This window comes from Mesorhizobium sp. M1E.F.Ca.ET.045.02.1.1, assembly GCF_003952485.1.
Lineage (GTDB): Bacteria > Pseudomonadota > Alphaproteobacteria > Rhizobiales > Rhizobiaceae > Mesorhizobium.
On record NZ_CP034447.1, the window covers coordinates 4102492 to 4118013 of the forward strand.

General features: G+C 58.8%; 7 protein-coding genes. All 7 read right to left on the reverse strand.

Annotation, left to right across the window (positions count from 1 at the left end):
* Positions 1-110: 110 nt before the first annotated feature.
* Complete coding sequence (locus tag EJ070_RS37635) at positions 111-4508, reverse strand: hypothetical protein (protein ID WP_126092840.1); 4398 nt, start codon at positions 4506-4508, stop codon at positions 111-113.
* A 357-nt stretch (positions 4509-4865) separates the two neighbouring features.
* Positions 4866-5075 (reverse strand): transposase, encoded by a 210-nt coding sequence (locus EJ070_RS19830; RefSeq protein WP_245464623.1) that lies wholly within the window; start codon positions 5073-5075, stop codon positions 4866-4868.
* A gap of 326 nt (positions 5076-5401) precedes the next feature.
* Entirely contained in the window at positions 5402-6043 is a 642-nt protein-coding gene (locus EJ070_RS19835) for a GIY-YIG nuclease family protein (RefSeq protein ID WP_189349964.1), read from the reverse strand.
* The gene (locus tag EJ070_RS19840) at positions 6040-8775 is read right to left on the reverse strand and encodes a helicase-related protein (protein WP_245464624.1); all 2736 of its coding nucleotides are present in this window, start codon (positions 8773-8775) and stop codon (positions 6040-6042) included. The genes EJ070_RS19835 and EJ070_RS19840 overlap by 4 nt, the downstream gene beginning before the upstream one ends.
* Before the next feature lie 17 nt (positions 8776-8792).
* The gene (locus tag EJ070_RS19845; protein WP_126092842.1) at positions 8793-11714 is read right to left on the reverse strand and encodes an anti-phage-associated DUF1156 domain-containing protein; all 2922 of its coding nucleotides are present in this window, start codon (positions 11712-11714) and stop codon (positions 8793-8795) included.
* Between the two features lie 12 nt (positions 11715-11726).
* The gene (locus EJ070_RS19850; protein WP_245464625.1) at positions 11727-12431 is read right to left on the reverse strand and encodes a DUF3780 domain-containing protein; all 705 of its coding nucleotides are present in this window, start codon (positions 12429-12431) and stop codon (positions 11727-11729) included.
* Positions 12407-15511 (reverse strand): DUF499 domain-containing protein, encoded by a 3105-nt coding sequence (locus EJ070_RS19855; RefSeq protein ID WP_126092843.1) that lies wholly within the window; start codon positions 15509-15511, stop codon positions 12407-12409. Before EJ070_RS19855 ends, EJ070_RS19850 begins: the two co-directional genes overlap by 25 nt.
* Positions 15512-15522 lie beyond the last annotated feature (11 nt).

A 15522-nucleotide genomic window follows, 5' to 3' on the forward strand; every position in this document is an offset into this window, starting at 1 on the left:
CCGCGCTGCCGTGCGAACCCTTTGTTGTTTGTGCATGTCGGCAAGCCGTCATGCTTGCAGACAGCCCCGCATGGTTCTCAGGCTGGAGTCTTCTTATGCTTTCACGGGAATTATTTCCCCTGCAGATCAGGGAATCGGATCTCCAAAGGCGCCTTGCGGCGCGTGACTCCGGAGAGCCTGACAGAGCTGTCTTCCTTAATGGCCAGGGTCCGAAAAGGATCAGGAAAAATCTTCACAACAGTCTCGTAGCCCTGTTCGAGACCGCCAATAACAGCCAGAAAGAACTTGCCGTTCTGTTTTAGCGCCTGATCGGCCTCATTGGCCGTCAAAGTTACATCGTCAGGCACAGAGCCATAGAACGCCTTGATTTCAAAATAGCGCAAGAGCTTGTCTCGCGCATCCGCTCCAACTCCGCGAAGGTGCCGGTAATCCCTCAACTTTGCTGCTTCGCCGTTGATGGCAAGCTGCAAAACGTCGAGCGCCAAGTCTTCTTTTTGTTTTGGCGAATACGCAAGCGGAGAGGCAGCTGGGGCTGGTCCGTTTCCCACTCCCGGTATCTTGTTGCTGGTCGCTTCTCGCAGCAGCCCCCTTCGCTGTCCTTCGCTGCGGAACGGTGCTTGTCCTTCCGAAAGAGCGACGGTCTTTTCGTCTAGCTGCTGGACTGTCTTCAGTCGCCGCACCGCCTGAGGAGGTACGTCGTCCGGCGTAGGCGTATTGTGATCAGATTTGGGCGAAATGCGGTTCTTTCGCACACGAGGTGCGGCGCCCTTGGCTTGTTGGAACAAATCCTCAAGCGAGCTTATGTCGGCGGCGTCCTCCTCAATTCCGATGGTGGCCACCTCTCCTTTTGCAGCCTTTGACCAGCAGTGGGACCACGCGAGGGAGAGTTTCATTCGATCCCCCCGCTGGAACAACGACGCGATGACGAGTCCGGCTTCATCATCGCCGATCACGTCCGTATCCGCGAAATAAAAGGTCAGCGGGTCCCGCGAAATATGGGCGCGCGCGGTAATTACGATCGGCGCCACACCCATTCCGGGAAGCTCAAGCTGGAGATTCGGATCGATGGCGACGCGGGCTCTCGCAAAGGAGTCCCATGGAACTGAATTTGCATGGGTCAACTCCCTGTCATGACGGGCGACCCACTCCATCAACAGGCGGACGGCATTCCTGACTTGCGCTTCGACGGCTGCTCCTTTCAGATTTGCGTTTTGGCCAACGCTGGGGATGAACGACTCTGTCGGTATTGCGATCACTTGCATCGCACTGACCAGCTCCGGCACGCCTTCGAGACCTATGGGCGAACGCCACACCGGGAGATGTCGAGAAAGGGCCTCGGCCACTCCAGGTATGTCACAAACATAGATCGGTCGCCTTGTTGCCCAGCTTCTCCCTGTCCAAAGCGGCAGCCTTGCGAGAGTGAGTCGTTCAATCCGGGACGCCTCAGCCAGGTGCGCTTCCAGATATGCATATGTTTCAACGAGAATTTGCTGATCTGGCTCGGTTTCGCGAGAGGCAGCGATCTCTTCGAGTATCTCGACGCAGTCCATTACCGAGGGGGGCTTAATGCGAAGAACTCGCCAGAGCGCTGCGGCGGGAGATCTGGCGGGAACGAAGGGGCGCATCGCGCCGAACACAGATGGCCCCAAAAAGACCCGCGCTGGAGGCAGCCACTGCCCATGAAGGAATATCAAACCCGGTCGGTTGCGTTGCCCACCAAAGCGCGCGCGCAGCTGTTTGACCGTGATGTCCCCGACCAGGTCATCTGGAGCAGGATCGCGCTTGTTGCAGGCTGCGGCAATTGCAGCGTAGCGCAGATCAAACTGATGCTGGGGAAGTGCCTCGCCCGATTCCCGGAAGGACTCTAGTTGATCGAGTAACTGAGTTACCTGCGGGTCCGTTTCAACCCGAAGCGCCGACACGACCGGAGACGAGGCGCTGGAGGAGTCCAGCTCGCGCGCAAACCGGCTGGAGTCATCACCAAAGATGGCTTCAGTTGCGGGGGTGCGTACGGCAAGCTCGCGTGGGGCTTGCGGCCTGCCGGCCTCGCTGGTGAGCCACGAAATATCCATGGCATGGGCGATCCAGGAGGCGGGAATGGTTCCTGCGATCGTCCAGGTGTAATCGGAGTAGACGGCCGACGCGCTGACGCGGCCTGAATACAAACGGCCCCATTCGCGGTCCAGAGTTGACAATAATGCACGGGCTCGGACGCTCCGATTCCTACCTTTTCGCTCCGCCGCGATGTCGTTCACGACAGCCAGGAGCGCTGGAGAAACCCAGTCGTCCTTAAGGTGCGTGGCGTGGCGACTAAGGTTTTGCAGCGCTTGCCGCTGACTGTCTGAAAGTTGCGACCAAATGATTCTGTGCGCGGGATCGCCGTAGCGTTCTTCCACTCGGCCCGGCCCAAACAGGCGCGGAGCCACTTCCGCGCCCAGAAGACGAAAGAAGGCGCGCGACGCAAGCCATTGTTTCGACTTCCGGTCGTCCCGTTCCTGCCCCTTTCGCTGAAGGAGCTTCTCGTAGCGCGGATGAATCCAGAATATACCGGGGGTCTCGGCCGCAGCCTTGCTCCAGCCGTCAGCTCTGTCCTCGATTGAGGCAGGAAGATATGCGACGGACGGCCTTCCAACCTCCTGTTGTTTGCTGCGTTCTCGCCAGGACTGCACCTCGACGGCGATGACGCGGCCAATCCTCGGTCCGATGCGGGCCGCCATTTCACTAGGCACTCTCTCGAACAGATTACGCAGTTCAAGGAGCTCCGGGTCCCTGAACTGGAGTACAGCACCGCCGCGGTCTACTGCCGCGATCACCTCCAGCGTTTTCTCTGCCTCAGGTGAATCGACGAGGTGTCCCTGCTGCTCAAGCCATTTCCGCACGGCTTCGGCGGGGGGCCAGCGGGAAAGATAGACCGGGTGAAGCGCGCGGGCCAAGCCAAGACGGCTGACAAGCGCATTAGTTGCTCGCGAAGAGAGAAGCATCTCTCCATCTTCTTCAGCTACCGGAGGGACAATGCGAGCGCCATCGTCAGTTACAATGCATCGAACCCGGCCAAGGAGCGCGTCTTCACCTTCCTTGATTGCCACATGAGCCAGTCGGATGAACCAACGCACATCGCGATGAGAGAGGTCTTCGTCCTGCCAGTCGAAAAGGCTGATCGACTCAGCGACGTCGATAGCTGAACGTTCATCCAGTTCAGCGAGGACCGATTGCCATCTCCGTTCCGGATCGCGGCACGAATCCGGAAGTAGTACGCAATTCGGCCGAAGCCCTGTTGCCTCTCCCTGTCCGATTATTCCGGTCAAGGCGCTATCCTCGAAAACCATCTCGCGCAGTCTGCGCTCGGCGCCTTCAACTTGGATCACCGCGCTTCTTTTCACCTTCTGTCGAATCGTATCCGTCAGTTCCAGGAACCGGTCCGAAAGCCAGCGCTCGCTTGTCGCTACGGCTTCATTGCGAAGCGGAACGGCCTTCCAGGCTTGGGCGGGTTGCGTTCGAAACAAATAAACCGCCAACGCTGCGGCGAACTCACCGAGACGTGCGAACAGCCACTCATTTAGCTTCTCGCGCTGAACGGATCGCCGGGCCGTGTCCACATCGAATTGCGCATGGAGACTGAACGGAAGCCGGTTGGCTTCGCCAATAGGCAGACCCGCATAGAGCCACCCCCCTTCATCAGGTGAAGCGGGCAATGCGACGGAAAGCGGCGTAGTCTCGCCTACCGCCTTGTAGCGTCGTTGGAGGCCGCGCGGAGCCTTCTTGTGAATGTCGTAACGAGACCAAGAGCGGCCTGTGGCGGGCTCTTTCAGGATTGTGCGGCAGCAAGGTTCGTTCACGCCGGACAATCTTAAATTCTGCTCGATCGCTGCCACATGGATTTCGTGATGCGCAAAGACCTTCTTGCGTTCCAGATCGAGTAGCTTCAGGTGCCGCACCGCATCGAGGAACAGCAGGGACTGCGCTCCTTTCTCGATAAACCAATTTCTGAACTCATCGAGCTGGAATCCTGGCAATAAATCCAGCTCCAATAAGGTTTGGTTGGATCGACTGTCGTACAATCCAGGAATGGAATTTCTGGGCTTGGCGCGTTCGAGCTGGCTCCCCTGGATCACGAAGTGATACGGCTGGCAGTGCACCGTCAGTCTGCGGCCGAGGCGTCCTAGCGTCTTCAGTCCGATTCCAAATCTTCCCTTGCTGAATGGGTCATTCCGCTTGGTGGATATGAAGGCTAGCGTCATGGCGATTACATGCTCAAGATGAACACGTTCACCATCGTGCACCACCAAAAGCTTCTGCCGACCCCCGGTGCCTTGGACCGCGGCACGGACCTCGCTCGCCCCCAGGTCATCTGCATTCTGTACGACCTCAATGAGACCGTGAAAGGATTCCACATTTAGCTGTTCGGCACTGATTTGCGCGCCGTCGAGGACTTGCCTCAGGACTCCGGGAGTGCCGTGTTGCAGGTGCTCAAGTTCCTCCAGTGCGGCATCTGCGAAATCGCGGGTCAATGGGTCCTCTACCGGACCTGCATTAAGCCCCAGGCTCCAGAGCCTACGGGCTGCGCCCCGGCCCATGTCGGAATGCGTAGCTACGGTCCTGATTTCACCTGCGAGCACGTTCTGCTCCTCCCAGCACCTGTTTACCGTGGTTTGTCCGCTGCGTTCCAGTTTTCTCCGAGAATTTTGGAATCGTGAAGCTCTCGATAAGCGACACGGTCGGCGAGAACTTTAGCTTCGGTGGGCGTCGCCATTTGACTGGGGAGATCTGCCGCCGGTCATCGATGAAAGCGAACGCTCTTGAGCTGATTCCGTTTGAGGCGGTGCGCAAACTTTCTCTGCCCTAAAGCGTGTCGCGATTAATCGGCCTCATATCCGGCAGCTTTGAAGAAGTTTCTGCATTCGGTTGGGTCGAACAAGTTGGCAGATATCGCCGAGAGCCTGGCAGACTGCGTCGAAGGTTCTGGCCGCCTTCTTTCGCAGCCGCGCCTTGAGTTTTGAGTAGGCCATCTCGATCGAGTTGAGATCTGGCGAGTATGGGGGCAGGAACAGGAACCAGGCGCCGCTTTGGCGAACCAACTGTGCGGCGCGCTCGTTCTTGTTGAGGCCGACATTGTCGAGAATGACGAAATCGCCGGGCGATCACGACCCCATCCGCCAACTTGTTCCACCTCCCCCGCCACGCTCTCCCATCCGCCGACCATCGTGGCCTGCGAAATATAGCCATGGCCACATGGCGTAAGATCGCTCGTCTCGATGATGCCTGAAATTCGATTGGACATCGGACGGGGCATCCGCCTGCTCAAAAGATCGATAACTTTACCGTGCCGTCAAAAACTAGGCGCGCCATCCCGACGCGAGCTGCGGCGCGGGGGCTTGGGCGAGGCATCCCCGTGCGATTGACATCAGACCTTTTCTTCATCGTCGCTGACCGGAGCTATGATTTCCGACAGCCGCTTTCCGTCATGCATCCAGTAGTCCCACCCTCGGACCGACGGCCAGTTGTAGCCCATCTTCCGAACTGCCAGTAGCGCCGCGCGCGACAGGTAAACCTCCTGACCTTCGTAGGAGACCTTGCGGTTCGAGACGATGGTGCAGGTGACATTCGGATCCTTGGAGAAGGTCAGCAAGGTCCCGGGCTTCAAGCCGATCATATCGAAGGTGAGATTGTCCGCGCGCTTGCGAGTGGCGACGATGGCCTCCTTCTCTTCAGGAGTGAAGCCCTGTTCGGCATCGCTCGGCGTCACATCGGCGGTCGCCACCAGCTCGATGATGGCCTTCGCAAGGTCGGGATCGACCTTGAAGAACTCGCGCCGCAATCTTGCTCGCTTCTCCCCGAAGACAAAATGCAGCGTTCGCTCCAGTTTCCTGCAATCAGGAACCCTGGCCGAGTAGTGGCATTCGAAAGGCAAGGGAACGGCGGTCACATCGAGCTGCCGAAGGCGCGTCGCGACGTCGTTTGCCTGCGTCATTCCAATCTTCACGAAACCCGGCATGGCCTCGTTGGTGAAAATATAAACAATGCCGGGGGCAGCGGGTTCGGTCATGACCATCCTGTCCGCATGAAAGCCTCAAGATCGCGCGACGACAAGATTTTCTCAGTCGATTCCCAATCGAGTCCCTTGTCGTCAGCGATGTCCCTCCAGTAGCGCTTCTCGACTGGCGACTTCATGAGGTCGACGCGCGACGGGAACATACGGACGGCCTCGCGATCCATCAGCACGGCATCGACCCAGGCGTCCTCGAACGAATCCGGCAATTGTCCCAGAACCTTGAAGATGTCCTCGAACCGCTCAGACAAGGCTCCGTAGACTTCATCCTCATAGGTACCCGCATAGCGAAGATTGGCGATATGGACTTGCTGCCGCCGCTGTCCGATGCGTTGGATGCGACCCTTGCGCTGTTCGAGGCGCGCCGGATTCCACGGTAGATCCACGTTGACCTGGGATCCGAGCCGCTGAAGGTTCAAACCCTCGCAGGCCGCGTCCGTGGCGGCGACCAGACGAATGGTGCCGGTCTTCACTCTGTCCTTGATGTCATCGCGATCGGCACGTCGGCGTTCTTTGCCGAGAAACACGAACGATCGATCGCCACCCGCGTAGAGAGCGACCTTCTCTCCTGGGAATTGCTCACAGAGCCGTTCGGCGACGAACGCCGCGGTGTCGTAATACTGACTGAAAGCGATCATGCCGTGGTCATCGAGCCATCGACGGTTCTGTAGGTAGTGGACGATGACCGCAACCTTCGGATCCATTCGGTCGCGCTCGAAGACGGCGACCAGGCTGGTTTCAACCTCTCTTAGCGCATCGATTTCGGTGGGCGTCAGTGGCAGCCGCGACCTCTCGCCAATCAGATCGTCCTCCTCGTCCATCACTGTGGCGCCAGCAAGCATTGACCGTGTAGTGGCGAGACCTGCGGCGACTGACGATCCGATGCGGCGCAAGAGAATCGTTTTCATAAAGCCCGCTGCCGGACGCGCCTTCGCGTAGAGGGAGCAGAACCGGATTGCCGCGTCGTAGGCTTGACGAAACGCGAGGCCCATTTCGAGGCCGCCGCCGTCGAACAACTGTTCGGATAATTCGTCCTCAAGGCGGGGGTGGACCACGACCTCGATTGGGGCGAGAAGCTTGGCCTCCTCGAGCATGCCGCGCGAGCGCCGAATCACGCGACGGATGATGGGATTTGTTTGATTCGCCAATCGCTCGAACTGGTGGCGAAGCTCGGCCCTGACGCCGCGGGACAGGTCGTCGTATCGCGGTCCGTCTACCTTGCTATCGGGAAGTTTCGCCGCCGTCCGAACCTGGCGGTAAATCGGATCTTCTGCTGAGGGCGGCAAAGGATTGCGGAGCAGAGCCCATTGATCGGTTGGGTTCATGGGCCATGGTATCTCGCCGGTCAGATAGCCCATGCAAGCGTCGGAAGCCCAGCCGCGGCTGCCTTCGCTCCCGAGCACATGGTTCGCTCCCTTCGCGAGCATCGCGACAAGGTCGTGGAGTTCCTCGGCCCGCAACTGAATCGGCGTTGCGGTGCCGATTAGGACGCTCTGAGCGTTGACGGCGATCTTCTCCATAAAGGCAAGCAGCCGCTTCTCGCCGACGCGGGTGCCGTCCTTGCCGCTGCGGTCCGCCCGAGCCTTATGGGCTTCGTCGAGGATGACGACGGCAAACTTCTTGTTGATGAGGTGCCTGATCTCACTGTCCTCATCGCCGCTGACAATCAACCCCGTAGAGACAATCCCTACCCTCATGGGACAACGCGCGACCGCGCCTGAATCGCCCTTAAAAGAGAGCGGCAACTCTTTGCCGTCGAGCCACTGTTTTGTCGTGCTCGACCAGATCGCCGATGGGATACCAAGGTTGTCCCGAAGCTCCGTCTGCCATTGCCGCATGAGGGTCGCGGGCGCCAGGATCAGGACGCCGCCGTTGGAGAGGAGGGAAAGGACGAGTGCGGCGGAGGCCATCGAGAGCGTCTTGCCGAGTCCCACGTCATCGGCAATTAGGAATCGGGCCTTGCGATAGAGCTTCCAGTCATCGACGCAGGTCTGGACGAATCGCTTCTGCCATGGACGGAGGATTTGGCCGGACTTGTAGATTGGGCGATCAATCAGGACCGAAGCGGGGTTCTCAATACCAAGCTGATCGCGGGCCTCTTCAATCGAGCGATATTCGATCCGACGAGAGACCGCACCGATGTGCTCGACGACCGCATTCGGCAGGTCGATGCCGAGCGACCAGAAATGTTCGAATTCCTCGCGCACCCAGGCAGTCGCCTCCGGATCATCGTCCTCCCACATGATCTCGTAAGAATGGAGCAGGCCGGTCGCGCTCTCGTTCATCGAGCCAACGAAAGCGCTCGACCCGCCATTGCGATACTCAATGATTCCCGCCTTGCCGTGCAGAAATACAGTAGAGCCATCGCGAGGCACGACCCTGACCTTCATCCGTCCGGACACAAGCAGGTCGTGCAAAATGCGGTAGCGATCCTTCTCGAAGAGCGCGTCGAGGCTGGTCTGGTCCGCCATCCAGTTCGCCACGAGCATGCGAGAAATGGCGTTGGTCCCCTCGGAGGCTGCCTTTGCAATAGCCACGTCATTCGGGTCGAGTTCCGCGTTGCAGACGACCCTAATCTCGTCGACATTTCGAATCTCCTCCGAGACCAACTCCAGGAGCGACGATCGGAAGTAGCCAGCGACGCGCAAATACCGTTCTGCGCGCGACAGTCGTTCCCCTAGCATGTCGCGTAGCGAGGTGCGGCGAGACGAATGACGCGTGATGGCCATGCGATATGGACTACCTCTTAGAGGCGATCGACTTCGAGCTTCTGAGCTAGGAGATCTGCTGCCGCGTATTCAGCAGGGCGGGTCTTCACTGTCTTGAGCGCCACATATCGGGCGAACTCGACGAGCTTCGTGCGCGTCGGCCAGTAATCGGGTCCGTACTCAGTCCGCAGATACGACATGCCGTACTTGGGATCTTCCTTTTGCATAGTCTTGTAGATCGCGAACAGGACGCGGCGCAGCGGCGATGTCGGGAAGCCTTTGCCTTCCAGGAGACGCGCCTTCATCTCATCGGCACCTGCGAGCGATGCGGCATTCGCCTTGGTCGACCCCATCAGCGCCTTATGGTCGGCGACGGCGAAGGTCTTTGCGAAATCCTGAAAGTCGGCGAACCGCGTTGTTCCCTTGGATTCCATGTCGAGCATGCGCACGTAGAAACGGGACGCCGGATCTAGCTCCCGCCACAGCCCGGTCTGGAAGCCCTCAGGCACGAGCTTGTTGTTGGCCACGGAAGCCGCATATTCAATCAACTCGCGGATGACAGTCTTCTCGCCCTTCTTGAACTTGCGGTAGACGTCTGCACCCACCTCGACGCGGTCGATAGTCTCGTAGCCCGTAATGACGCGAAGCGCCGCCGCGTAGGCCGCAAGTTGTAGATCGCCATCAGTGTAGAGGCGCTCAGCGGTCCAATCCTCGTCCAGGTCATGGAGTACCTTTAATTGCCGGTCCACCTCGGACTCGATCTCGCCCTCTATATCCATCCGTTTGGCATTCTTCGCCGCCAGTCTCTTGCGAAGGACGAGCAGGATCGTGCCCTGAACGTAGTTGCCCTCCTTGAGCGCACTCTCCGTTTCGGTGACGATATTCCACGCAGCTGTCACCCTGAGACCAGCCGACCACATGATTGCCGCCAGGTCAGCCCAGACGCCCGCATCCTGGTGGGTAAACATGACCACCTGAAGCCCGTTGTCCGGCATGTGGGTGGCAATGGCCTTGTAGGCATCGACCATGTCGGCGCGGAACTTTTCATCGGAGCCTTTGATGGCCTTTGATCGTTGGCTATCCCACGTCCACTGATCGAAGGGTGGCGGCGCGTTCTTGCGCAGCCAGGCGATGAAGAACTCAGTAATCTCGTGATAGTTGACTGCGTCTGCGTAAGGCGGGTCGGTGACAAAAAGCTCACAAGAAACACCATGCATGTTGGCGTTTCGAGGAACAACCTCGCGTCGAGTGTCTGGAAGTGTCAGTGACGGTATGTTTGTGGAGTTATCAGCTGCATATTCGAAGCTCCGGACGCCATAATTCAGCAAAGTATTGAGAGCCTGGTTTATGAAGACGCGATCAATGCAAGTGTCTCGGCCAGAATTAGCACTGCGGGAATGTATTCCGCAAAGCTTCGCATTAAAATTTAGATCGTTGGCTAATATAAGGGCGCCAAATGCTGAAATACCGCGTCGGCTGAGAGACAGCATGAGCAACTGCCTCGCTCCGAACAAGTGATGCCAATAGGTCCAGCCGCGGGTGCGGATTGGCTCGTCGGTCTTCTCACCCGGTTCGATTGGCATGTCGGGCACAAGGCCCTCTTCCTGCCAGCGGGCTAGATTTTCTCGGACGACTGCTTCCACCTGGCGTTCCCTGGCAAGGTCCTCGTCCGTCACTGAAGCGAAGAAGGTGTGCTGTCGGCGCTTACCAAGCGACGCCTTGGTGATCCACTGGATGCAATAAAGACGCTCTTGCAGAGCGTCTTCAGGTCGGGGCACGAAGTCGTGCTTCTCCCAACGACGCAGGCCGTTTTTGTTGATCCGACCCTCTCGACGATCGCCACGGATCACGGAAATCGCGACGCCGTCCTTCTCAGGGTTCATCGGATGAACAAGGCGGCCACCTTGGACGGTGCCCTGTGCAGCGACTTTCATTGCCCCTTCGTCGACGCCGGTTTCTATGACGATTTCGTAACACCTACGGTCGTGATCAGGAACGAGCCGCGCGACTACGCTGCGGGTCTTCGAGATCACCCATGACGGTGCCATAGGAACCATCCAGCCTGTCTTCGGGCAGCGTGTCTCTAGACAATAGAGATAGGCCTTGGCGCGATTGCCGTGGGCATCGTGCTCAACCCCGAGGCGCGTGATCTCGGCATCGACAGCCTGCGCAACGCGCTTCTGCTCGGCGTCGACCTCGGCACGCTTCTCTTTGCTGGCGCCGATGAAGTTGAAGGCTCCCCAGGTTAGCATGCAGGCGATCGGGTTGAGATCGGAGGCGTAGACGTCGCACCCCATGCGCGCTGCCTCGAACGGGATCGACCCGCCGCCGCAGAAGGTGTCAGCGACCTTGGGTCGATGGCCAAACCGCATGATGCCAAGTTGCTCGATCAGCTCTGGGAACGAACGCGCCGACGTTTTGAGATGCGCGTTCACTTCGTCCCAGATGCCGCCAAGAAGCTCGTCCTCGTTACATTCCTCGGGCCGGAAGCAAAATGCGAGGCGGTCGTCATAGGGAAGCGTCGCTAGCCATTCGGCAATCAACCGGTGTCGGTCTTCCTTGGTGAGCGTCTTCCTCCAGATCGGGCGATCGCCGGGCTCGACAAGCTTGAGATAACTTGACCAATCTGAATCGATGTCCCTTGGCGAAATTGACTTGATGCGCCGGGCGATCGCTGCGTCGTCCATGCCCATTAGCATCAGGAAAATGCGGAGGTCCTTCATCGGATCGTTCGTCGCGGGCAATAGACATCCGAGCACTGTGGCTCGAACGAGGATGAGCGGCTTGCGCCCTTTCCAGTAAGAGCCAAGCGCCGTCAACGTCTGTCCTGCTCCGGCTTTCCGTTCTTTGTAAGCCTCAGCGGAAATGCGCCCGACCGGCAGCTCACGCTCAATGAAAGAGGGGGCATCGGCCAGGGACAACGGAGCTACTTTCGGAGGGATTAACGTCATCGTGTTCATCTGGCCGCCGGGTCAAGCAAAGGCAGATGCGTCGCCGTGACTGGCGATGACCTTGAGAGCGGCGGACTCGAGTTTCGTGCGCTCCGAATTCCGCTCAGATTGGAAACCGTCATTCTTCCGGGGCGGCAATCGGCCGCGCCCCATCATTGAGCCGAGCGTGAACACATCTTGCTTCGTTCCGAAACACAGCGCCTTCGCGAGCGCACCGCGCCATCCCAGGGCGGTCTGGTGCGCATAGCCAGTCGAGGCGGCGGTCATGGTGTAGAGCCACCAACGCTCCTCGGGCTTGAGGCCAGTCCAATTCCGGATGGCAACCTCGCATTGTTCAATCGAAATATCATCACCTTCGATAGCCCAGACAAGCACCAGGAGTTCCTTGCCGAGAAGACGCTGAACGGCGTTGTTGCCGAGCGACCAGGATCCAGCCTTCTTGCGTTCCGACTTCAAACGGCGGTTGAATTCTAGGCGGGCCTCGCCTGAGATAGCATCCCATTTTGCCTTCACAAGATTGGCTCGGTGAATGACTTCGGGGCCCCAGCTTTCCTCTGTCTCCTTCGGAGGACGACCGAAAACCTCGAAGACGTACACATCATCCTTTGGGGCGCGCGGCACCTGCACGAGATAGCAGTGCTCGAGGTAATGGTCGGCGCAATCGAAGCCAGACATAACGCGCATTCCCTTGTTGGTTTCGATCAGTCGACGTTGTCCTGCGTCCACTTGAGGCTCTCGAAATCGAGCTTCATGGTGTCCGCGAAGACCCGGAAATCCTTTCCGGTCGTGAACTTCGTGCTGTTGAATGCTCCGTTCGCGCGAGTGGCCTCAAATGCGGCTTCACGCGCAATGGTGCTCATGATGGTCTCGACGGCGGCCGGAAGGAGGGCGACCTGATCGCCAAAGACTGTGTCGACGAACAGGTCGCCCTCCTCAGTTCCGATCTCGAGCTTCCCACCTCTGATGGTCGCGCCTGCCGCAAGCTTGAGCGCTTCGAGCGCGTCGGTCAGCGCAGTGATCGACACGAACTCCTGACGTTCGAGCAGCAGAACCGGCCGGTCGTCCCGCAGAACCCGCTTCTCGGCCTTCTTGCCGGCGATAAGATTGATCTCGACCGTGTCGGAGATGCGTTCGTCGACGGTCGCAATGAGGCGGGCAATAACGGAACCTTCGGGCGCGACCATGGGGGCTTTGGCAGGCGGTGCCGTCTTCGGATCGCTGCCGTCGAACGTGACGCGCACCTGCGCCGAACGCGGTAGCACTGCCCAAGTAATCTCGAAGCCCGCGGAGGTGGACTGCGCTGACGAAGAAAGTCGTACTGGCGCGAGCCATTCGAGGATCGGGCCCGACACCGCTTCATTTTTCGAATCGACCGCCATGAACCACGCCTTGGAGGCGCTAGTCTCCCACAGACGGCCCTGGACTCGCGCAGACGTGTTCGGATCGGGAGGACCGTGCTCGGAAGCATAGACGACGTCGGCGTCCTCCGGCGTCACCGTGAGTCGGTAGACGCCCTTATCGATCATCGGTTCGATTGCGCCGTCAAATCTGACCTGCACCGACGTTTGTCGGGTGAATTTCTTCTCGATGAGATTGCTACGCTCGCGCCAGTGTTTGGTTCGCACGCTCTCGTTGATGACGTAGTCGAGGCCACCCGAGGCGAGCCAGTACCATCCAGGCTTAGCTGCCGACTTCCGCTTCAGTTCGGCGCGCGGGACCGCGTCGGCATCGAAAAGCTCCTCCTCGGCTTCAGCTCTGATGGCTCGGATATCCTTCTCAATCTTGGCCGCGGGATAGAACTTGCCCCGCTCCTCCAGCGTCTTGAGGATCTGCTCCTCGCCCTTGTAGTCGTTGTTGTCGAACTCCATGCGGAACTGGCTGTAATCCCGCAGCGCCGCGCCCGTCGGGAACACGAGCGAGGAGAATGCTTCCCGCACGGCAGAAGTAAACTGGTTGGCAGCCCGCTCCCTGATTTTTTCGACGTCGCGCATCTGCGGGGATTCTTTGCCATGACGCGACAGGACAGACGCCCCAACGACGGCGATCGCCCGCATCTGCCGAGCGACAGAGCGGAGTGTGCCGAGCGCGTTGCGGTCGGCCGTCAGGATCAGCACACGATTGCGCCGATCAAGGTCTTCCCACCACTTAACGAGATCGGCGGGAAGCTCTGACGCCGAACGCTCCAGGATAATTAGTGTAACGTCCTCGTCGCCGATCTTGATCTGATCGAGCGACGGCAGAATCGCGAGCTGGCGGTAAAGAGACTTCGTTTTTGGTTCGAATACGACTTCCAGCTTTCGGCGCAGCTCCTGGTCGACGACCTCCTCCGCCAAGCTCGACGCAGTGTTATTGATCTCTGATGTGACGTTCGCTGTTTGCCCGAAAAAGATGCGCTGCGATGGATCGAAGAAGAGATATTCCGCTTCCTGGGTGAGCTTGTCGATCGCGGACGCGATCGCCGGAGTCTTCGTGAGTGGGTCGATCAGAAACTCAACGATCTCGTTGCGGCGCAGGCCGAGGATTGGTTGCTCGGCAGTCGACAGGGATGCCATCAGTATAAGCTTGGCGACTGAGGTGGCGGTGGTTGAACCCACGCCGGCATCGATCTCCTCGGCCTTTGCCATGCCGCGATCGGCGATATCCTTGGCAATGGCATTGGTGAAGTGCGTGTTGATTTTGCGCACTTCCTCGACCACGCCCTGAGTGTTGAAATCGAGGTGCTGCAGGCCAATTAGAAAGTCTTGGTCGGTTGATTTCCATGCGCTTCGGACGGCAAGGCGGAGGATGCGGATAAGTGCGCGCGTCTGCTGGTATCCCGGGTTCTCCTTAAATCGGGCAACCACGTCTCGGATCGAGGGGTGGAAGGGATAGGTTTCTCGGATGCGGGCAATGTAGCTCTCAGGAACGACCGGAATATCTTCGACGCGCTTGGCCTTGTTCAACTCGTCAACGTAGGCCTGAGCGATCTCGTCGATCACATCGTCGTCGGGAATATGGTCGAACAGCTTCCTGCGGATGATCTGAAAAATCTCACCCGAGTTCTGCTGAACGGGCGTGATTGCCTGGGCGTATTTTCCATACTGCTTGTTCAACGTGTTAATTAGAGTCTTGAGTCTATTCGATCCCTCCGCGAACACGTCGTCGAGCAGATTCGTCACCACCACGCAGGCCGCAGGTAATTGACTGAGAGCGTTGAAGAGCCTCTCGAGCGCGCCGATCGTAATGTCGGCAAGTGTCGAGTTTCCGACCGTCTGCCCTTCGGCCATCTGAAGATAGCTTGGCAATTCGTCGAGCAGAATCAGGACGGGTTCGTCACCGAGAGCCGCGATCCAGTCGTTGACACCAGGGGCCTTGGCGCCGTCTTTCCAGAAGCGCGACATGGTATCCGGACGACCTAGCCGTTCGGCGATCTCGCCCCACAGAAAGTTCGCCGGGTTCTGGTGACCGTTGAAGACAACGACCTTGGCCGCGCCAAACGTTGCTGTAGGCGCGATAGACGGGATGATCCGGTGACGCAGGCCGTCATCCTGGGCTAGCAGGGCGAACGCGATTAGGGAGTGGGTCTTGCCGCCGCCCATCGACTGCGAGAGGTAGAACGCCCCAGCGTCCGACCTCCCCGAGAGCCGGTCAAAGCCGCCTCGGATCAGCGTATTCAGCCCGTCGGTGAAATGGTTCCTACGGAAGAATGCATCGGGATCGATCTTGCCCTTGTGCAGGTCCTCCACGTTGGCGATCTGGTCAACGAGCCCATCATCCTGCACGAGCGGCGAAATTTCGCATAGTTGTTGAACAGTTCTGATCGACATCGATCCCCCCA